At 63.9% G+C, this 18,761-nt stretch carries 19 protein-coding genes; 1 reads left to right on the top strand and 18 read right to left on the bottom strand.

Annotated features, from left to right (window positions below):
* Position 1: 1 nt before the first annotated feature.
* The 16 genes from HMPREF3171_RS05215 to dacB all read right to left on the bottom strand — a co-directional run bounded on the left by HMPREF3171_RS05215 (position 2) and on the right by dacB (position 14,220).
* Positions 2 to 892 (bottom strand): hypothetical protein, encoded by an 891-nt coding sequence (locus HMPREF3171_RS05215; protein WP_141743360.1) that lies wholly within the window; start codon positions 890 to 892, stop codon positions 2 to 4.
* A 5-nt stretch (positions 893 to 897) separates the two neighbouring features.
* Positions 898 to 2,439 (bottom strand): lysine--tRNA ligase, encoded by a 1,542-nt coding sequence (gene lysS / locus HMPREF3171_RS05220; protein ID WP_070483494.1) that lies wholly within the window; start codon positions 2,437 to 2,439, stop codon positions 898 to 900.
* A 16-nt stretch (positions 2,440 to 2,455) separates the two neighbouring features.
* Positions 2,456 to 3,709: a hypothetical protein gene (locus tag HMPREF3171_RS05225; RefSeq protein WP_070483446.1), complete on the bottom strand. Its 1,254-nt coding sequence runs from the start codon at positions 3,707 to 3,709 to the stop codon at positions 2,456 to 2,458.
* A 38-nt stretch (positions 3,710 to 3,747) separates the two neighbouring features.
* Positions 3,748 to 4,545, bottom strand: a complete 798-nt coding sequence (locus HMPREF3171_RS05230) for a pantoate--beta-alanine ligase (RefSeq protein WP_070450290.1) — start codon at positions 4,543 to 4,545, stop codon at positions 3,748 to 3,750.
* 12 nt (positions 4,546 to 4,557) lie between these two features.
* Positions 4,558 to 5,259 carry a 6PGD fold domain-containing protein gene (locus HMPREF3171_RS05235; protein ID WP_070483448.1) on the bottom strand — a complete coding sequence of 234 codons (702 nt, stop codon included), beginning with the start codon at positions 5,257 to 5,259 and terminating at the stop codon, positions 4,558 to 4,560.
* Positions 5,260 to 6,084, bottom strand: a complete 825-nt coding sequence (locus HMPREF3171_RS05240) for a DUF6779 domain-containing protein (RefSeq protein ID WP_070422532.1) — start codon at positions 6,082 to 6,084, stop codon at positions 5,260 to 5,262.
* Positions 6,085 to 6,094: 10 nt separating this feature from the next.
* Positions 6,095 to 6,562, bottom strand: coding sequence for a DUF3180 domain-containing protein (locus HMPREF3171_RS05245; protein ID WP_070483450.1), 468 nt, complete (start codon positions 6,560 to 6,562; stop codon positions 6,095 to 6,097).
* Entirely contained in the window at positions 6,559 to 7,017 is a 459-nt protein-coding gene (folK, locus tag HMPREF3171_RS05250; RefSeq protein ID WP_070483496.1) for a 2-amino-4-hydroxy-6-hydroxymethyldihydropteridine diphosphokinase, read from the bottom strand. The genes HMPREF3171_RS05245 and folK overlap by 4 nt, the downstream gene beginning before the upstream one ends.
* Before the next feature lie 5 nt (positions 7,018 to 7,022).
* On the bottom strand, positions 7,023 to 7,394 hold the full coding sequence (gene folB / locus HMPREF3171_RS05255; protein WP_070483452.1) for a dihydroneopterin aldolase: 372 nt from the start codon (positions 7,392 to 7,394) through the stop codon (positions 7,023 to 7,025).
* Positions 7,387 to 8,229 carry a dihydropteroate synthase gene (gene folP, locus HMPREF3171_RS05260; protein WP_070483454.1) on the bottom strand — a complete coding sequence of 281 codons (843 nt, stop codon included), beginning with the start codon at positions 8,227 to 8,229 and terminating at the stop codon, positions 7,387 to 7,389. The genes folB and folP overlap by 8 nt, the downstream gene beginning before the upstream one ends.
* A 7-nt stretch (positions 8,230 to 8,236) precedes the next feature.
* Positions 8,237 to 8,812, bottom strand: a complete 576-nt coding sequence (gene folE / locus HMPREF3171_RS05265; RefSeq protein WP_070422479.1) for a GTP cyclohydrolase I FolE — start codon at positions 8,810 to 8,812, stop codon at positions 8,237 to 8,239.
* Positions 8,799 to 11,147: an ATP-dependent zinc metalloprotease FtsH gene (ftsH, locus tag HMPREF3171_RS05270; RefSeq protein WP_070483455.1), complete on the bottom strand. Its 2,349-nt coding sequence runs from the start codon at positions 11,145 to 11,147 to the stop codon at positions 8,799 to 8,801. Before ftsH ends, folE begins: the two co-directional genes overlap by 14 nt.
* 21 nt (positions 11,148 to 11,168) lie before the next feature.
* Complete coding sequence (gene hpt, locus HMPREF3171_RS05275; protein ID WP_070483457.1) at positions 11,169 to 11,768, bottom strand: hypoxanthine phosphoribosyltransferase; 600 nt, start codon at positions 11,766 to 11,768, stop codon at positions 11,169 to 11,171.
* A 114-nt stretch (positions 11,769 to 11,882) separates the two neighbouring features.
* Positions 11,883 to 12,044 carry a hypothetical protein gene (locus tag HMPREF3171_RS12085; protein ID WP_168161878.1) on the bottom strand — a complete coding sequence of 54 codons (162 nt, stop codon included), beginning with the start codon at positions 12,042 to 12,044 and terminating at the stop codon, positions 11,883 to 11,885.
* A 17-nt stretch (positions 12,045 to 12,061) separates the two neighbouring features.
* Entirely contained in the window at positions 12,062 to 12,952 is an 891-nt protein-coding gene (gene tilS / locus HMPREF3171_RS05280) for a tRNA lysidine(34) synthetase TilS (RefSeq protein ID WP_070483459.1), read from the bottom strand.
* Between the two features lie 11 nt (positions 12,953 to 12,963).
* A complete protein-coding gene (dacB, locus tag HMPREF3171_RS05285; protein ID WP_070483461.1) occupies positions 12,964 to 14,220 on the bottom strand; it encodes a D-alanyl-D-alanine carboxypeptidase/D-alanyl-D-alanine endopeptidase in 1,257 nt (418 codons plus the stop codon).
* Between the two features lie 61 nt (positions 14,221 to 14,281).
* Between dacB and HMPREF3171_RS05290 the strand changes: the two genes are divergently transcribed.
* Positions 14,282 to 14,764, top strand: a complete 483-nt coding sequence (locus HMPREF3171_RS05290) for an inorganic diphosphatase (protein ID WP_070422474.1) — start codon at positions 14,282 to 14,284, stop codon at positions 14,762 to 14,764.
* A 237-nt stretch (positions 14,765 to 15,001) separates the two neighbouring features.
* Here the strand turns inward: HMPREF3171_RS05290 and HMPREF3171_RS05295 are convergent, their stop codons facing one another.
* Together HMPREF3171_RS05295 and HMPREF3171_RS05300 are read right to left on the bottom strand one after the other, a co-directional pair.
* On the bottom strand, positions 15,002 to 16,657 hold the full coding sequence (locus HMPREF3171_RS05295; protein WP_070483464.1) for an MFS transporter: 1,656 nt from the start codon (positions 16,655 to 16,657) through the stop codon (positions 15,002 to 15,004).
* Between the two features lie 88 nt (positions 16,658 to 16,745).
* Positions 16,746 to 18,722, bottom strand: coding sequence for a hypothetical protein (locus HMPREF3171_RS05300; protein WP_141743361.1), 1,977 nt, complete (start codon positions 18,720 to 18,722; stop codon positions 16,746 to 16,748).
* Between the last annotated feature and the right edge of the window lie 39 nt (positions 18,723 to 18,761).

Consider the following 18,761-nt stretch of genomic DNA (forward strand, 5'->3'; position numbering starts at 1 on the left):
ATTAGCAGGGGTCGAGATATTCCTCACGATCCGACAACACTCGCGCGTTCCCGCCGTAGTTCTTCTTCGCAGCACACAGCGCATCCGTGTCGTGGCCAAAATCGAGGTACACCGGGTAAATATCGTTGCCATCGACCTGTGCGCGAAGCGACGGGCAGTGGCCTGGATAGGTGTACTCAGCATTTCCATCGCCGAGATACGCAATGTCAAACGCAAGCTTGGAGTGTGTCGAGCCAATATCTCCGTCCGCAATTACGGAATCGAGAATGAGAATTCCTCGTCCATCACAATTCGGCGCAGAGATTTGACGCTTAACCCCTTCAAACTGCGCCTCGATAATCACGCCATCGCTGTCGCGCTTAATCCCCCAGTTTGGGTCGAGTGTGCTCGATGTCGGCACAGGAGTGGAAGCCTTCGCCTGCTTCTTGTGCGGCGGCTCCTGACCAGGCGGGTATACGCCGCAGCGTGGCTCCTTATCCGCCAGGGATTCGGGAACGCCGAGCTCCTCAAGACGACCCGGGTTAAAGCACGGCCGCGCCATACCCATGCCATCCCACACACCATCGGACTCTACTTCTACCCAGTGCTTGCCATCCCACTGCGCCAGGACGATGTGATCTGACTGCGGCACACCCGGGCGGGCGAAGCCAGACCAGCATTGGCCGTGCATCTCAAAGTTTTCGAACCCCGGCGAGGCCTGCAGCGCCTCATCAGAGCAATCCGGCTCATTGCGCTTCGTGGCGCTGGTGCTTGACGACGACTCCGTGGCCGACGTTGCCGACGTTGCGGCGGGCACCGTTGGCTCCGCAAGCTCTGCTTGTTCACTACTGCCACAGCCCGCCAACGAGGCTGCGAGGAGTACTCCGGCTGCTGCGAGGGGCCAACGGCGCATCGTCGTTACGCCTCCGGCTTCACCATCGGGAACAGGACGGTCTCGCGGATGCCCAGGCCGGTCAAGGCCATCAGCAGGCGGTCCACGCCCATGCCACAACCTGCTGTCGGCGGCATGCCCTGCTCCATAGCGGCGAGGAAGTCCTCGTCGAGCACCATGGCCTCGTCGTCACCATGCGCCGCCAGGCGGGCCTGGTCTTCGAAGCGCTCGCGCTGGATCACCGGGTCGATGAGCTCGGAGTAGCCGGTGGCCAGCTCGAAGCCACGGACGTAGAGGTCGAACTTCTCGGTCACACCCGGCTGCTCGCGGTGGTCGCGGGTCAGCGGGGAGGTCTCCACCGGGAAGTTAATGACAAAGGTCGGCTCATAGAGCTGGTCGGAGCAAAGCTCCTCCCAGATTTCCTCAACAAGCTTGCCGTGCAGCCAGCCAGCATTCTCCGGAACCTTCAGACCGATAATCTCAGCGATGCCCTTGAGTTCCTCCACGGAGGAATCGATGGTCACCTCAGGCTGGCCCGGGAACTTACGCTGCAGCGCCTCGTTGAGCGACGGGTACATCTCCAGTACCTTCCACTCGCCGCCGAAGTCGTACTCGGTGCCGTCAGCCAGCGTGACCTTCTGGGAGCCGAAAACTTCCTGGGCACAGAACTGGACGAGACCCTTCATGGTTTCGGCACCGTCCTTGTAGGTGCCCCACGCCTGGTAGGTCTCCAACATGGTGAACTCCGGCGAGTGGGACGAATCCACGCCCTCGTTGCGGAAGTTCTTATTGATCTCAAAGACGCGCTCCAGGCCACCAACAACGGCCCTCTTCAGGTAAAGCTCCGGCGCGATGCGCAGGTACAAGTCGATATCCAAGGCGTTGGAGTGGGTGACAAACGGACGCGCCGCAGCACCGCCGTGCAGCGTCTGCAGCATCGGCGTCTCAATCTCCACAAAGTCCAGGCCCGTCAGGTACTTACGCACCGCGGCCATGACCTTGATGCGGGTCATGGCGTTCTTGCGCGCATCCTCGCGCATGATCAGATCCGTGTAGCGGCGACGGACGCGCTGCTCCTCGTTCATGTCCGCGAACGCGACCGGAAGCGGGCTCAAGGCCTTCGAGGCCATGTGCCAGGACTGTGCCTGGACGGAGAGCTCGCCTCGTCGAGAAGCAATGATGCGCCCACGAACCGAGACAATGTCACCCAGGTCCGTGTCAGCCTTCCACTGCGCGAGGGCCTCCTCGCCCACCTCTGCCAGCGACAACATGACCTGCAACTGAGTGCCGTCACCCTCCTGCAAGGTGGCAAAGCAAAGCTTGCCGGTGTTGCGCTGGAACATGACGCGGCCGGCGACAGCCACCGCATCCTGGGTTTCCTGGCCGGCCTCAAGGCGGGTCACACCGTCGCCTTCGCCCTCTTCAACGACCTGGTACTTCGCCCGCAGGTCCTTCAGCGAGGTCGTACGGTCAACTTCGACGGGGTAGGCATCACGGCCCTCGCCGATAAGCCGTTGCCTCTTCTCCCGGCGGATTTGCTGCTGCTCTGAAAGATCCTGCGTACTCACGCCGGTCAATCGTAGTCTATTGGCAAAGCGGAAGATCCAGACGCTGCTCTTCCGAGTTCAAACCGTTAATAATCATGAGGTATTCAGGCTTGTCCTGCGGCACCATCACATAGGCAGGCGGGTTCGCATCCGGCAACTCATAGGAGTTCACGGTGCACTCACCGGAGCCCAGAACGACGGCCTCGCGCGGGTCCGGCACCGCATCGTCGCGGTCATACTCGTCGGCGTACTTCACCACAGACACGCCCAACTCTGCGTTGGCGCAGCGGATCTTGCCTTCCTGGTCCGGATCGGTCGAGCCGTTCTCGCAGCGCAGGTCCTGCCAGCCCTTCTGGCCGGACTTCTTGGACACGATATCCGGGTACTCCTCGGCGATCTGCGCCTCCGCACCCTCCCAGGCCTCGCCGCGGTTGGCGGACCAATACCACAGTGCCGCAATAGCGATGAGCAAAAGCGCCAGGATCGCGATGATCCACGGCCACGGGACTTTCTTCTCGTTCGTCGCCGCCGGGCGGGTGTAGTTGCCGTCCGGGCCGTACGCGTACGGCTCAGGGCGCTTGCGGTAGCCGTCCTCCGGGTTGGGGGCCACGTCGATGTTGGACGCCTCCTGGGGTGCGTCGCCCACTGCCACCATCTGCAGCACGTCCGCACAGGTGCGGGTGCCCTCGCGCGGAGCCTCGCCCGTCATCAGACTGACCACGCTGGCGAACTTGTCCACATTCGCCTTGGCCAACTCCTCATCCGAGCCAACCGCGTCGGTACTCGGACCAACCAGGGTGAGCTTCACCGGGGTGGTCGACCACTGCGGCTGCACCAAGAGGCGCTCCGGCGAAATAGAACGGGAGACGAACCCGGACAGGCCCTTGAGGTCGTAGTCATCGATGGCCTCGGCCACCGGGGCGAGCAGGTCACGCACTTCCTGCTGGGTAAACGTCGCGCCCTTCTCCGCAATGAGGTCGCTCAGCGGCGTGCCGGTTGCGGCCTCGCGCAGGACGAAAAGCTGCCCTTCGTCGGTGGTACCCACACTGCGCGGCTGGAACGCGCCCGGATGCGCCGCCAACGCGAGGCGGCTGTTGAGCGTGTTCACGTCGGCGCCGAGGTGTTCCGCCACCTTCGTGTCAAAGACCTCCACCTCTACGGCGTGGCCTTTGTCGTCCGACGCGGTGTACAACGTGGACGTTTCAGTACGGCCGCTTTCACGCACCTGCTCAGGGGTGAAGGCGAAGCCGAAGCGGTCGGCGAGGATTCCGGCGATGTTGGGCACAGACATGCGCCGCATTCTACCGCCTGCGACCGCAGCCCGTTCGGCTACCTATCTTCTTCGATGTGCTTGAAGCCAATCCCGAGCGGCAAACCGACGTTGTCGGCCAGGCGCACAGGGCCGAGGTCGACGGCGGCGAGGAGGCGGGCGTCGCCACGCTCGGGCGCTTCGCGCATTGCCAGATCGCGCAGCTCAAGGTAGGCCGGTTCGAGGCCCTCGGCGGCGAGCACACCACGCACGGTTTCCAACACGACCTCGGCGCCCTGCTCAGCGGCGTGGGCACCTGCGGTCAGCGCCGCAGGCAGTGCGAGAGCTGCCTCGCGCAGATCCTCCGGCACGTCCGCGTTGCGCAGCGACACCGCCAGCCCATTCGGAGTACGCACGGTGGGAACCGAGTGCAGTTTGACCTCCATACGCAGGCCAGAGACCGCATATTGCGTGGCGACGAGCACCTCAAAGTCCTTCTCCCCCAACACCACATCCGTCGCATGCGAGGCGTTAATCGCAGCAAGGATGCGCGCCACCTCGCGCTGCGTGTGCTCCGGGTCCTCCAGCGGATCCACCCCGGAATCCACCCGCACCTTGGTTGCCAGCGGGCCGTGGAACACCACGTCCACCTTCTCCTCGGCGAAGATGTCCGGCACCTCGTCGCCAGTAAACGTGACCACGACGCACGAGCCGAGCAGCGACTTCGCCGCACGGATTAACTCAATGTGACCCGCGTGCACATCGCGACCCAACGGCACGACCACAACGGACTTGCCAATCTTGCGAAACGCCCGCCCGTACGTTGCCAGCAGCGCCTCATCCGTAACGACGACTGCCTTACCTGCCTCAAACGCCATCTATCTTCCCCTTTATCTTCCCTCGTATTTCTGAATAACCCACAGTTCCGTATCCGTGTCCTGCTCCATCTCACCGCGTCGGCGCTGCAGATCCACAAACAGCCTGCGCACCCCGGGTTCCGGCAGTGCGTCCAGCATCCGGTCCAAGTCGTTCACGCTCCTTGCGTATCGACGACCCGACGCCGCCTCGATGAACTTCTCCGCCACCGCCTCAAACGACGGGACCGCGTCGATGAGCAGCTCGAGCGCGTCATCGCGCACCGTCGCTTCCAGCGCGCGAAGTTCTTGGGCGGCGGCGATGGTGGGGCGGACGGTGTCGTCGATACGCATGCTCGTGCCGCCGATCTCCGCGATGAGCAGCCCCACGACGGTCTCGCCGAGTTCGTCCGCGGCGGAGGTGACCCAGATGTTGTCGAAGAGGTTGTGGGCGCACATGGTGATGGCCTGAGACGTTTCGATGTCGTCAAGCAACTGCGGGCCTTCCTCCAACGCGGTGTGGAGGAACATCTGCTGCGGGCGCGCGTAATCAGCCAGGATTTCTGCGGCGGCGCGGATATCGTTCGCGGAGCCGTCGATGAGCACGAGGTCCACGTGCGCGATCGCGCCCGGGTCAGTGTTGATGTCGATCGGGCGCACGGTGTGCCCGGCGCGTTCCAGATCGACAGCGAGTTGGCTATGGCCGGGGATTGCGCCTACGAGCAGGCGTGGCGCCATTTACTTCCCCCGGCGGGCGAGCAGTTCAGCGACGGAAATGGAGTTCTCGCGCTCGTCACGACGACGGCGGCCCGAACGGTGCGGCTCCTCCTCCGGCTGCGGTTCCGGGGTTGGCTCCGGCTTGGGTTCTGGCTGCGGTTCTGGCTTTGCTTCTGCTTCTGCTTCTGCTTGCGCCTTTCGCTCGCTGATCAGGTCAGACAGCGGGTTGCGGGCAGGGCGGCCGGACGGCTGGGTGCCAATGCGGCCAGCGATCGCATCCGAGCTCGGTGCACCGGTGGGACGCACGCGGTCGAGCACAACCGTGTCGTCGGTCGACGGCGACGGGCGCGCAGGTTCCGGCTCCGGCGTTGGTTCCGGCTCCGGTGTCGGCTCTGGTTCTGGTTCTGGGGTGCTCTCCAACTCGGAGATGCGACGCGCAGAGGCGCGCACGGCGGCTGGCTCGTACTCGAAGACGCGGCCGTTGAGCTCCTCCAACTGTGCTCGCAGTGCCTGGATCTCGTCCTGCAGCGCGCGAAGGGCTTCCATGTCCACCGCGGAACCCTCGCCCTGCGGCAGGGCGGCGATGACGGCCTTGTGGCGCTCTTCCTGCTCGCGGACTTGCTCGCGGGCGGCTTCGGCGTCCCGGGTGGCGTCGTCACGCTCGCGGCGGCTGCGGAAGTTCAAGATCAACCCGGCCGCTCCGGCCCACAGCGCGAAGATCAACGCGATCTTCAGCGCGTTGGCAGAGTTGGTAAACAGCATGACAACGGTGCCAATTACGGCGACAACAAAGGGGACGATGACCCACAGGGTTGCGCTGTCACTGGATGTGTTTTTGGCACTCATGCCCAACACTCTAGCCAACCCCCTGCCCGTCGGCGGGTGGCGACACCTCGCAGTTTTTCTCCAGCACCAACCCGGCCACACACAGCGCGATGCCGCCGAGGGTGCCCACGGTCAGCGGCACGACGTCCTCGGATGCGGCCGCCAGCACGTCGAGCCTGCGCACCACATACATCAACGCGCCTGCATACATGCCGCCGCAGATCGCACCCGCCCACGCGCTGGCCTTGCCGAACACCATGAAGTTCGCCGCCTGCATCGGGTTGAGTTGGCTCCGATCCAGCCCCACCTGGCCGTCCTTGCGGCGCTTATGCACCACCCACGCCAGCCACCCAGCCACCGCAGCGATGCACCACAGCGACAGCGGCACGATTAGGTCCAGCGACTCCAGCCAGCTGTAATAACGCCGCACCACAATCAACGCAGCTGCGGCACTGAAGCCAGCGGCGGCGATAAGGCCTTCGATCGGCGTGCGCTTCATAGTTTGCGCACCTCTTGATCCTCCAGGCCATCGAGCAATTCGCGTATCGACGACCCCCTCAACTCCGCACCCGGATCAATCTCCAACCACGGCTCGAGCACAAACTGGCGCAGGTGCGCGCGCGGGTGCGGGACCGTCAGCACCGGGTCGTCGGAGGTGTAGCCCTCGATCCAGACAATGTCCACGTCTAGGGTGCGAGGGCCCCAGCGCTCCACGCGCACACGCTCGGCCTCGTTTTCTAGGCGCTGGCAGCGATCGAGCAACTCGTGTGGGGTTTGGTCCACCTCCACCAGCAGGCTTTGGTTCAGAAAGTCCGGCTGGTCGGTTTTTCCCCAGGGTGCGGTGGCGTAGATGGAGCTGGCGGCAACGGTTTCGTCGGCGAACTCGTCCACAACCGCGCGCAGGTGCGCACGCGCATCACCCATGTTCGATCCGGAGGACAGCACTGCGCGCATGGGCATCACATCCGTTTCCGGGAGCGGCGCGCCACCACGGCAACATCGTCGAACACTGCCGGGATCGGCGCGTGTGGCTTGTGCAAGGTCACCTCGATCGCGTGCAGCGCGTCGTAGGTGCGCATGGCGGTCTCTGCGATCTCGACAACCACGGTCTCAATCAACTGACGCGGCGTACCGGTTGCAATCGCCAGCGCGGTGTCGGCGAGTTCGGCGTAGTTGACGGTTTTGGTCAGGTCGTCGTCACGCGCGGCATCTGCAAACTCCAACCAGCACGTGATGTCCAGCGAGAACGCCTGGCCAAACTCCGTTTCGTGCTCGAGCACGCCGTGGTTGGCGTGGAACTTAAGCCCCTTGAGTTCGATGCGGTCAGCCATGGTTCCACCTTGCCACCACATCCACCGCGTCGCGCGAGACCGCAACCTCGTGCACGCGCACGCACCACGCGCCTGCCTGGGCAGAAAGCGCCGTGACGGCAGCGGTGGCCGGGTCCGCATCCACCGGGGAGTGCTCCAGACCACGATCCGCGCGGATCTCGCGGAGGAAACGCTTGCGCGACGCGCCGACAAGAATCGGGAACTCGCCGGCAATGAACTCCGGCAGGGCGTTGAGCAGCGCCCAGTTATCGGCCGCGGTCTTGGCAAAGCCCAGGCCCGGGTCCAGCGTGATCTGCTCCTTGGCCACCCCCGCGGCCAGGGCGTTCTCGACGAGTTCTGCCAGCACCTGGTGGACGTCCTTGACCACATCCCCGCCGTGGTCAGCCGCGCCCGAGGCGTTGACAAACGCGTCCGCACGCCAGTGCATGAGGCACACCGGCAGCTGCGTTTCCGCCATCACGCGGTACATGTCCTCATCCGCCAGGCCACCGGAGACGTCGTTGATCAGATCCACGCCCTCTTCAGCAGCGGCCTGCGCGGTAGCGGCACGCATCGTGTCAATCGAGGTCCGGATGCCATCCTCGTGCAACGTCCGGATCACCGGGCGAATGCGCTCCGCTTCCACCTCCGCGGGAACGCGGGTGGCGCCGGGTCGGGTGGATTCGGCGCCGACGTCGATAATGTCCGCACCCAACCGCACCAACTCGTGGGCATGGGCGATGGCGTCATCGGTGGCGAGCCACTTGCCGCCATCCGAAAACGAATCCTCCGTGACGTTGACAATCCCCATCACACTCGTGCGTCCGGGCAGTGTCAGGTCGGCGACAGTGGTCATTGGTGTTCTATCCCCTAATCAGGCTCATGACCTCGGCACGCGAGGCCGCGTTCTTCTGAAAACCGCCACGGACAGCGGACGTTGTCGTCGTCGCACCCGGCTTCCGGATGCCGCGCATCGCCATGCACAGGTGCTCGCATTCGATGACGACGATCACCGCAGACGCATCAAGCTTTTCGACGATCGCATCCGCAATCTGCGCCGTCAACCGCTCCTGCACCTGCGGGCGCTTCGCATACATATCCGCCACACGGGCCAACTTGGACAGGCCGGTCACCTTGCCGTCCTGGCCAGGGATGTAGCCGATGTGGGCCACGCCGTAGAACGGCACGAGGTGGTGCTCGCAGGTGGAGTAGATCGGAATGTCACGCACGAGCACCAACTCGCGGTGGTTCTCCGAAAAGGACTTCTCCAAGTGCACCTTCGGGTCCTCGTGCAGGCCCGCGAACACCTCTGCGTAGGCGCGCGCCACCCGCGCTGGCGTCTCCACGAGGCCCTCGCGGTCCGGGTCCTCCCCCACCGCGATGAGCAGTTCACGCACGGCGGCTTCGGCGCGCTCGTGGTCAAACTTAGGCGTCGTCATCGTCGTCTCTCCTGTGCTTCGGCTCCCACGGTTCCCGTGGCAACTGGGTCGTCTCGTCTTCAGACGCAGTCGGACGGGTCTCCGGCTCCGGACCACGCGCTGGGTTGTCTGGGCGTTCGTGCTCCGGCAGGCGGAAGCCGATCTCCTCGGTCTCCCGGGTCGGGTAGTTCTCCGCACCCGGGTGCTGCTTCGGCTCGGGCTGCTTTGGTTGCGGTCCGCCCACGTAGGTCCAGTCCGCCGGCGGCTTCTCACCGCGGTACTGCGGGGCCTGGCCCTTCGGCGGCTGCCAACGCGTGGAGCCCTTCTGCTCCGCTGCCTTCTCTTCCGCCTCGCGTTCCTTGCGACGACGCTCACGCGTCGCCTTCGACGCCTCCAGGATGGAGAAACGCTTCGGTGGCTCCTCGCCACGCTCCTTCGCAATCTCCACTGGGGTCTTCACCGGCTCGCGACCGATCTGGCGACCGAAGCGCACGTCGTGCTCCGGCAAGGTCGGGCGTTGCGGCTCGATCGAGTCGAAGATCTCCTCCAGATCGCCGCGACGCAGGGTTTCCTTCTCCAGAAGCTTCGAGGCCAACGTATCCAGCTCGTCGCGGTATCGCTCGAGGGTTGTGTAGGCGACCTTGTGGGCTTCGTCGAGAAGCGTCTGCATCTCCTCGTCGATCTTCGCGGCGACTGCCGGCGAGTACTCGAGCGTGCCGCCACCGCCGCGGCCGGAAAACGGATCGCCCTGCTCCTGGCCGTACTTCACCGGGCCAAGCGAGGAGGTCATGCCGTACTCGGTGACCATCGCACGCGCGATCTTCGTGGCCTGCTCGATGTCGTTCGACGCACCGGTGGTCGGCGCGCCGAAGACCAGTTCCTCGGCGGAGCGGCCACCCATGGCGAACACCATGCGGGCGAACAGTTCGTCGCGGGTGTACATGCCCTTGTCGTCCTCGTCGGCCGTCATGGCAAAGCCACCGGTGCGGCCGCGGGCAAGAATGGTCACCTTGTACACGCGCTCGATGTCCTTGAGCGCCCACGCAGACAGTGTGTGGCCGCCCTCGTGGTAGGCGGTGACCTTCTTCTCGTGCTCGGAAATGATCTTGCTGGAACGACGCGGGCCACCGATCACGCGGTCGGTGGCTTCTTCCAACGCATCCGCGGTGATCACGTTGCCGCCGATGCGGGCGGTGAGCAACGCGGCCTCGTTAAGCACACTCGCCAGGTCCGCACCCGACATGCCCGCGGTGCGCTTGGCCAAAGCATCCAGGTTGACGTCCTTGGCCAACGGCTTGTCCTTCGCGTGCACCTTCAAAATCTGGGCACGGCCCGCGAGGTCCGGGTTGGATACCGGAATCTGGCGGTCGAAACGGCCCGGGCGCAAAAGCGCGGGGTCCAGGATGTCCGGACGGTTCGTCGCCGCCAGCAGGATCACGCCCTCGCGGCCGGAGAAGCCATCCATCTCCACCAGCAACTGGTTCAGGGTCTGCTCGCGCTCGTCGTGGCCACCCCCCATGCCGGAGCCGCGCTGGCGGCCGACGGCATCGATCTCATCGACAAAGATGATGCACGGAGCGTTCTCACGCGCCTGTTTGAACAGGTCACGCACGCGGGAGGCACCCACACCAACGAACATCTCCACAAAGTCAGAACCGGAGATGGTGTAGAACGGCACGCCCGCCTCACCAGCGACAGCACGCGCAAGCAGGGTCTTACCGGTGCCCGGCGGGCCATAGAGCAGCACACCACGCGGGATCTTCGCGCCGAGCTTTTCGTACACGCTCGGGTCGGTGAGGAAGTCCACCACTTCGTGGAGTTCGTCGACGGCCTCGTCGGCACCCGCCACGTCATCGAACGTGTTGGTCGGGTTGTCCTTGGTCAGCTGCTTCGCCTTCGAACCACCAATGCCAAACGGTCCGCCGCCGCCCGACTGCATGCGATACATGAAGTAGAACAGCAAGCCGAACACCAGGATCATCGGCAGCATGAAGCCCAGCATGGACATCAGGAACGAATCCTGCGTCACGTTCGTCTGGTAGGAATCCGCCTCAGCCTCACGCACCGCCTGGAACACATCCGGCGCGGTACGAGCCGGGTACTGGGCGGAGATCGCCTCGACACCCTCGCGCTCGTCCACAGTAATCGGCTCACGCAGATCAATACGCACCCGCTGCTCACGGTCATCGATCTGCACTTCCTCCGCGTTATGTTCGCGGAGCTGCTGCATCGCCACCGACGTATCCACGCTCTGGTAAGCGCGGGAATCGTCCCCGATCAGCGTCAGCAAATAGAGCACAATAAGCGCGATGGCGCCCATAATGCCCCACCGCATGACGTTTTTATTTTTGCTCATAAACCTTTGTTCTAGTCGGCTTTACTCAGCGTCCGAGTACACGCGCGGATGCAACGTGCCCACGTACGGCAAATCACGGTAGCGCTCCGCGTAATCCAGGCCGTAGCCGATCACGAACTCGTTCGGGATATCAAACCCGATATCAAGCAAGTCGATCTGCGCCGTCTGCACATCCGGTTTGCGCAATAGAGTAACGACCTCAAGGCTCTTCGGGTTCCTGTTCTTCAAATTACGCAGCAACCACGACAAGGTCAGACCCGAATCGATGATGTCCTCAACCACCAGCACATCACGGCCAGCGATCTCCTTATCCAGGTCCTTCAGAATGCGGACCACGCCAGAACTCGTCGTCGAGTTGCCGTAAGAGGACACCGCCATGAACTCCATCTCAGCCGGAATGGAGAGCTTGCGCGCAAAGTCCGTTAGGAAGAACACCGCCCCCTTCAGCACACACACCAAAATGAGGTCCTCTTCGGAGTCGCGGTACTTCTCCGACACCATATCCGCCAACTCCTGGATGCGCCCCTGCAACGATTCCTCGTCGATCAGGATCGCCTCCACGTCGTCGCCGTAACGGTTCGGCGGAACGTTGAAGTCCTTCGTGTCGTGCAACTCAGTCATGGGCTGGCCTTTCCCTTTCGCTGTGCCTCGCGGACGTCACGCAGTTCACCTGCGCGTAACTTCCTCATCTTGCCACTAGATTCCTACAAGGCACAACCACCTGGGGCATTTGGGCTAGAGCTGCGCTACGTTGCGTTCGTCGCGGCTCAGGAGCTCGTCGGCTAAATCATCGTGGGAGTCCTCAAGAAGCCCTCCCTGAATCCCCTCTTCTGCCTGAAAGCGGCGGAAACTCTCTACGATCTCCCGCATCGACTTCTCACCTGGTTGCATAGTCACCGAGCGTATTGCGCAGATCACGCCCGCACAAGGACCAGTTTCCCGTCGATTCGCGCCACCGAACGCCCGCCGCCTACCGCGATCGGCCCCTGCCCGCGCCAGTTGGTCACCAGTGCCTCGATCGCCGCCAGTTGGTCGCCTTGAACCCGCACTCCTTCATCCAGGAGCCATCTTGCTAATCGACGACACCTCACCGGCCCCGCATCCCCCTCCAACTCCACACACGACGTGGTCGGCGTGAGGTCTGTAAGTTGCTCGATGAGCGCCTGGTCGGCTGCGATCCGATTCGCGGTGGTAGCAAGCGCTGGCACCGCGTCCCCGCCGAGCAGGTCTGTCAGCGCCGGGACGATGTTCTGGCGCATTGCTACTCGACGATACGCCGGGTCGTCATTCATCGGGTCGTGCCAAGGTTCGAGCCCGAGTTCCTCGCACGCCCCGACGGTGTCTGCGCGGCGGATGTTCAGAAACGGTCTGACGATGTGTCCGTTGCGCTGCGCCATGCCCGACGGGTTGCCACGCAACGCGCCGAGTAGCAGGGTTTCTGCCTGGTCATCGGCGGTGTGTGCGACCCACACGTCGCGGCCCTGTTCGAGTAGCGCGGCGTAGCGGGCTTCGCGTGCGGCGGCCTCGACGTTGCCGGGACCTACTGTCACGTTGGCCACCGTAGAGGCAAACCCGAACTCGCGCGCTACGGCCGCGGCACGCTCGGCGACGTCGGCCGATCCGGGCTGCAAACCATGGTCCACGACCATCACCGAGACGTCCTTTTGCTCTGCTGCTGCTGCCGCAACCAGCGCCAACGAGTCCGGCCCGCCCGACAGCCCGATCACCGCTGGCCCATCGAAGGGACGCACGGCTTGCCTGCACGCGAGGAAGTGCGGGGAGCGGCGCGGCCAAAACGGTTGCATCAGGGTGCCTTTTAGAAAGCTCGCAGCGCCGAGGTGAACTCGTCCATGGCCCGGCGCGCCGCGAGCACGTCGGCGTCGTTGCAGATCAGCGCAAACGTATAAATGTTGCCGTTCACGCTGGTCACCGTTCCGGCCAGCGAGGCGGTGCCGTCGAGCGTGCCAGTCTTCGCGCGGACCCAGCCGCGCCCAGGCAGGTCGCCGTAGCGGTCCGCCAGCGTGCCATCGCCTGCTGCAACCGGCAGCGTGGATAACAGCGGGCGGAGTTCGGGTTTGGTCGTAGCTTCCACGAGCACGCTATCCAACACCACCGGCGGGATGCGGTTGTCTGTAGACAATCCCGAGTTGTCCGAGAGCGCCACACCCGACGTATCAATGCCGTGCTCCTGCAGCAACGACAGCGTCGCCGACGGCGCGTCCTTCACCCCGCGCGCGAGCGCGACCTCGCGGCCGATCGCCTCGGCGTAGACGTTGTCGGATTCCTTCATCATCATCTCGAGGCGCTCCACCAGTGTTGGCGATTCCACCTCAGCGACGACCTCGGTGTCGGTGGGGGCCTCGCGCACATCCACCACGCCCGCGCCGAGGCGATTCGCCAGCGCCTGCGCTACGTCGAGGGCCGGTGTGTGCGAACGCGGCACGTCCCCAGACGTCTCCCCGTCCAAGCGCCCACCGGACAGCATCGCGGGCTGCAGGGGTGCGACGTAACCGCCGTCGATATCCAACGGGTCCCAGCCCGGCATCATCTCCGGCATGCCCGCCCAGGCCGACGTATCCACGTACACCTCGGACGCCTCCCCGATCTGGCCCGCTAACTCGTCGAGCGCCTCCGCGTCCAACCACACGTCGCCGGCAGCCTTGATCGTCACCGCACCCGAATCCGCAGCACGCACCACCTGTGTGGTGATCGTGTCATTTTGCCCCAACTCGATCAGCGCCGCCGCGGCCGTGAGTACCTTCGTCACCGACGCCGGACGCAGCGCATCCCCGGAGGCCTCGTCAAACACCACGCCCCCGCTTACTGACGACACCCGCGCATGGAACTGCCCCAAACCAGGATTCTCAGCAAGATTGGTGAGGGTTTGGGTCAGCAAGGTGTCGTCGATAAGCGAAGGCTCTGCAGGCACAAGCGGAAACGCCGCCTGCTCAAGCCGAAACGCCGGCGCATGCTCAATACGCGACAACTGCTCATGCGCAGCCACACCAAACCCAGCAACACCACCAACCGCAGCCAACGCCAACGTGCCCGCAACCCAAGTCCATACCTTCATCGGCAAAAAGCGTAGCCCACGTATGATGATTTGCGGACAATCACCAAACGAAGGAGATCCCATGTCTATTGAGGTCATCATCGAAATCCCCAAGGGCTCACGCAACAAGTACGAGTTCGACCACGAAACCGGCCGCGTCTACCTCGACCGCTACCTGTTCACCCCGATGGCATACCCAGCCGACTACGGCTACATCGACAACACTCTTGCCGACGACGGCGACCCACTCGACGCCCTCGTCATCCTCCCCGAACCCGTCTTCCCGGGCGTCACCGTCAAGGCCCGTCCGCTTGGCGTATTCAAGATGACCGACGAAGCCGGCGGCGACGACAAACTGCTCTGCGTCATTGACGACGTCCGCTACGACCACTACCAGGACATCGACGACGTCTCCGACTTTGTCAAGGACGAAATCGAGCACTTCTTCGTCCACTACAAGGACCTCGAACCGAACAAGGAAGTCACCGGCTCCGGCTGGGGCAACAAGGCAGAAGCCGAGAAGATCCTCCAGGCCTCCATCGACGCATACAAGGGCGACAAGTAAGACGTTTCTTGTTTTCATCCCGGGCTCCGCGACTGTGCGGGGCCCGGTTTTTGCTGTTCTGTGGTGGGTTTTCTGGGGTTTTGCTGGGGTTTTTGCGCAGTCGTCTAGCTCCCCCTCAGATCCAACTAGACGATCAGCTGGCGGGCTTCACATTTCCCCAGGCCATGTTGAACATGATGGTCATTATGTGCGTGATCGTCTGGTTGGCCTCGCGGCGAGCTAGACGATCAGCGAACACTAGACTGCGGCCGGCGCCTTCTTCGTCTCACGCAGCACCATCACCGAGCCGAGCAGTCCTAACAGCAGGAACAGCGCAGAGAACCCGATCGACCAGGCGGCGGCCTCGGCGAACCCGCTGGCCAACTGCTCTACAACCACACTGCGGGCGTCGCCGAGGGGTGCGGTGAAGGGGTCGGAGGGGTTGGCGTCGCGAAGTTGCCCGATCATCGAGCCCGCGGACGCCTGGGTGGCGTCGGACAGCTTGGACAGCACATTGTCGGGCACCCCGGCAACAGCGTCGAGCGAGGACGGGATGGTGCGCGCCATCGCCGCTGCCAGGGCGGATCCAGCGATCGCGGCGCCCATGGCGGAGCCGAGTTGGCGCACAGTGGACTGGGTGGCCGAGCCCGCGCCCGACTGCGCTTCGGGGATACCGGCGAGCACCGTCGAGGTCAACTGCGCGGAGGCGAGGCCGAGCCCCACGCCGTAGACCACGAGTGCGCCGACGGTGAACCAGGTGGAGCCTTGCGTTGCGACGACCCCCGCCAACAGCCCAACACCAACCACCTCAAGCGCAAGACCAAGCACGACGACACCCGGCGCGCCGAGCCGAGCCGCGAGGTGGCGTGCGGAGGCACCGGAAACGAACGCGCCGAATGCCATCGCGGCAAGGACAAGGCCGGTGCGCACGGTGGAAAGGCCGACCGCGTTGACCAGGAACAACGGCAGGACAAACATGAGGGCGAACTCGCCGACGGCGACCATGGCAGCGGTGAGGTTGCCCCAGGAGAATGTGCCGACTTTGAACAGGGAGAGATCCAGAAGCGCATCGCGGCCGTTGCGCGCGCGGTGCAGCTCCCAGCGCAGGAACAGGCCGATGAAGATCAGGCCGATACCGATGGCGAACGGCACGGGCGAGACAGTCCAGCTCTCTGGCCAGGACCAGGAGCCGATGCGCAAGGTTTCTTTCTTTTCCCACCAGCCGAGCGTGGTCGCTTCGATGAGCCCGAACACGACAAGCCCGAAGCCGATGGCGGAGGTGAGCAGGCCGTCGACGTCGACACCCCGGACATTGCGTTTACCGTGGGTTTGCGGCACCCAGGCGTAAATCCCCAGCAGCACCAGCAGGCCGAGCGGAAGGTTTACCAAAAAGATCCACTGCCAGGAGAAGTACTGCGTGAGCACTCCGCCGAGCAGCGGGCCAAGCGCCGCCGTACCGCTCATCACGGCGCCCCACACACCGAACGCGGCGGCACGGTCCTTGCCGTGGAAGAGCGAATTTACCGACGACAACGTCGCCGGCAGCACCAATGCACCACCGACGCCTTGGACGGCGCGGGCTGTGATCAGGGTGGTTGCGGTCGTCGATAAGCCTGCAAGCAACGAGCCACCAATGAACAGCGCAACGCCTGCGGCGAACGTGGTGCGGCGGCCGACGCGATCACCGAGGCGACCGGAGCCGAGCAGCAACGCCGCGAAGATGACGTTGTAGATCGCGTTGACCCACTGCGCGTTGGTGAGGCTGAGGTCGAGCGCGGTGATCATCGTGGGCAGGGCGACGCCAACGATGGTGCCGTCCATAACAATCAGCGCCAGCCCCGCGGCGAGGACTGCGAGGGCCTTCCACCGACCGGGGTGTTCGGTTGTTGTGTTTGGGGTGTGCACTGTAGTCATGGGGTTCCTTTCGACCTTCACGACAGTAGGCCTGGGAACCACCCGGATTCATCAACCGATCGGTCGAAAAAATGCACACCCTTTCGGTTTAGAAGTAGTGCTTGTACAGGTAAAACCCAACAGCGCCGAGGCCCGTAAGCACCAGCAGAATGCTCGGCACGATGATCGCAAGCGGCGAGGTGCTCGAGGACTTCGCCGAGCCATCTTCCTTCCCAGCCGGGATCTCCAGCGATTCCGTGATTGTTGTCGTTGCGCTCGTACTCTTATCGACGACCGACCCCTCCGGAATCTCCACCACCGTAGTAGCCGCTGCCGTGGTGGTCGGTGCAGCCTCCGACGGCTTCGTGGTCGGCGTTACCTTGGTGGTCGACGTCTTGGTCGACAACCGCGGCGTCGAAGACGGCGCAACATCAGACGGACGCGAGGTCGTGGTCACCGTGGACTCTGCCGACGGAGTTGTCGCAGACGTACTTGCCTTCTTGGTGGAAGTAGACGGCGCAACATCAGACGACTTCGTGGTCGTGGTTGCCTTCGTCGCCCGAGTCACAGTGGTCGGCGTGGTCGGCGTGGCCTTGGTGGTCGACGTCTTGGTCGAGAACCGCGGAGTCGTAGACGGCGTGACAGCAGACGTACGCGGGGTCGTGGTCACTGTGGTTTCCTTCGACGACGTTGCCTGCTTGGTCGTGGTTGCCTTCTCCGTCGTCGTAGACGGTGCAACCTCCGACAACTTCGTGGTCGTGGTGGCCTTCGTCGCCTGGGTCTGCGTAGTTGGCGTGGGCCTCAGCGTCGGGGACGTGGTCGATGTCCGCGAGGTCATAGAGGTCGTAGTCGGCGCAGACGTAGTTGCCTTCGCGGTCGTGGTGGAACGAGGCGTCGTCACCTCTGGCTTGGTGGTTACCTCAGACGTCGGCTCCGGTTTCTGCGTGGGCTCCGGTTCGAGCGTGGCATCCGGGTGCTGCGCCTTGAACTCCTCAAGATTGTTCTGGGCAGCCTGCAAGACGCTCCAGGCAGCATCCGCAGCTGCCTCGGCTTCATCGATGCCTTCGCCCGTTTCCTGCGCTGCCCTAACTGCCTCATCAGCAGCCACGTACTGATGCTTCGCTTCCTTCACCGCATCCAACGCTTCCTGCAGGGTGGTCGGCTTCGGCAATTCCTCGACGGGAGCGACCTGGGTGGGCTCCTCAGGGGTCGGCTCCGCAGAGGTGGGTTCCTCAACCACGACAGTTTCGATCACCGTCGTCTCGGTGGTCGGTTCCTCGGTGGTCGTTGTGGCCGGGACCGTCGTAACGACGGTGCTGATCTCAGGCGTGGACGGCTCAGGAACTACCGGCGCGGGCTCCGAGGTCGTCGGCTGAGTTGTTGTCGGAGTCGAGGGCTCCACCGGCGACGGTTCCGGAGCGGGCGCGGGCGCAGGCGCAGGTGCAGCAGTCGTGCTCGGCTTCGGCGGGCGGCCGCCGTACTGCTTAAGGTTGTTGTGCTGGATGAGCACCTGTGCGTCCAGGGCCTGCGGGGTAGTCGCGGACTTGCCGCGGTTGTTGCCCACCTTCATCAGCGCACCGTCGCACGAGTGGGCAAGGCCCATGGCGTGGCCGATCTCGTGGGCGAGGGTCATGGTGATGCTCGGTTCGTGTCCTCCACGGATCGTGTCGGGGTTAATCAGCACCTTCATGTCGTGCACGTTGCCGATGACGCGACCTACGGAGCCGCCGAGGTTAGCCTCCTGGACGGTGACGACTTTGTAGCCGGGTTTGTCCACGTACTCGAAACGCACGAGGCCATTGGTGGCCTTGCGCCATTCGGCGGTGGCGCGGTCGATGTGCGGCTTCAGTCGGTCCGGCGCGTAAAGGTACAGGGTGTTTTCGACGAGGGCGTTTTCGTTGTCGCTAAACACGAAGCGGTCCATGTGCGGGATCGGCGCGCCCCTCTTCGCAGCTGCAGTGGCTTCCTTGCACTCACGGCTGAGTGGGTCGATGTCGACGTGAGCATGGGCGGTTGCAGGAGCTACGACACCGCCTGCGATCACAGCGGATGCACAGGCGGTGGCGATCAGATGTCTATAATTCACGAACTAAGAGAACATCATTCTCAGCCGTAAATCAAGTCG

This window comes from Corynebacterium sp. HMSC08F01, from assembly GCF_001807545.1.
Classification (GTDB): Bacteria; Actinomycetota; Actinomycetes; order Mycobacteriales; family Mycobacteriaceae; genus Corynebacterium; species Corynebacterium coyleae.

What these genes read in the sequence shown, in the direction of transcription:
- folE (WP_070422479.1), bottom strand. Translation starts at nt 8,812, where the DNA reads ATGACGACGCCTAAGTTTGACCACGAGCGCGCCGAAGCCGCCGTGCGT.
- HMPREF3171_RS05290 (WP_070422474.1), top strand. Translation starts at nt 14,282, where the DNA reads ATGTCTATTGAGGTCATCATCGAAATCCCCAAGGGCTCACGCAACAAG.
- tilS (WP_070483459.1), bottom strand. Translation starts at nt 12,952, where the DNA reads ATGCAACCGTTTTGGCCGCGCCGCTCCCCGCACTTCCTCGCGTGCAGG.
- folB (WP_070483452.1), bottom strand. Translation starts at nt 7,394, where the DNA reads ATGGCTGACCGCATCGAACTCAAGGGGCTTAAGTTCCACGCCAACCAC.
- ftsH (WP_070483455.1), bottom strand. Translation starts at nt 11,147, where the DNA reads ATGAGCAAAAATAAAAACGTCATGCGGTGGGGCATTATGGGCGCCATC.
- folK (WP_070483496.1), bottom strand. Translation starts at nt 7,017, where the DNA reads ATGCGCGCAGTGCTGTCCTCCGGATCGAACATGGGTGATGCGCGTGCG.
- HMPREF3171_RS05245 (WP_070483450.1), bottom strand. Translation starts at nt 6,562, where the DNA reads ATGAAGCGCACGCCGATCGAAGGCCTTATCGCCGCCGCTGGCTTCAGT.
- HMPREF3171_RS05235 (WP_070483448.1), bottom strand. Translation starts at nt 5,259, where the DNA reads ATGGCGCCACGCCTGCTCGTAGGCGCAATCCCCGGCCATAGCCAACTC.
- HMPREF3171_RS05295 (WP_070483464.1), bottom strand. Translation starts at nt 16,657, where the DNA reads ATGACTACAGTGCACACCCCAAACACAACAACCGAACACCCCGGTCGG.
- HMPREF3171_RS05240 (WP_070422532.1), bottom strand. Translation starts at nt 6,084, where the DNA reads ATGAGTGCCAAAAACACATCCAGTGACAGCGCAACCCTGTGGGTCATC.
- HMPREF3171_RS05225 (WP_070483446.1), bottom strand. Translation starts at nt 3,709, where the DNA reads ATGTCTGTGCCCAACATCGCCGGAATCCTCGCCGACCGCTTCGGCTTC.
- hpt (WP_070483457.1), bottom strand. Translation starts at nt 11,768, where the DNA reads ATGACTGAGTTGCACGACACGAAGGACTTCAACGTTCCGCCGAACCGT.
- folP (WP_070483454.1), bottom strand. Translation starts at nt 8,229, where the DNA reads ATGACCACTGTCGCCGACCTGACACTGCCCGGACGCACGAGTGTGATG.
- dacB (WP_070483461.1), bottom strand. Translation starts at nt 14,220, where the DNA reads ATGAAGGTATGGACTTGGGTTGCGGGCACGTTGGCGTTGGCTGCGGTT.
- HMPREF3171_RS05230 (WP_070450290.1), bottom strand. Translation starts at nt 4,545, where the DNA reads ATGGCGTTTGAGGCAGGTAAGGCAGTCGTCGTTACGGATGAGGCGCTG.
- HMPREF3171_RS05215 (WP_141743360.1), bottom strand. Translation starts at nt 892, where the DNA reads ATGCGCCGTTGGCCCCTCGCAGCAGCCGGAGTACTCCTCGCAGCCTCG.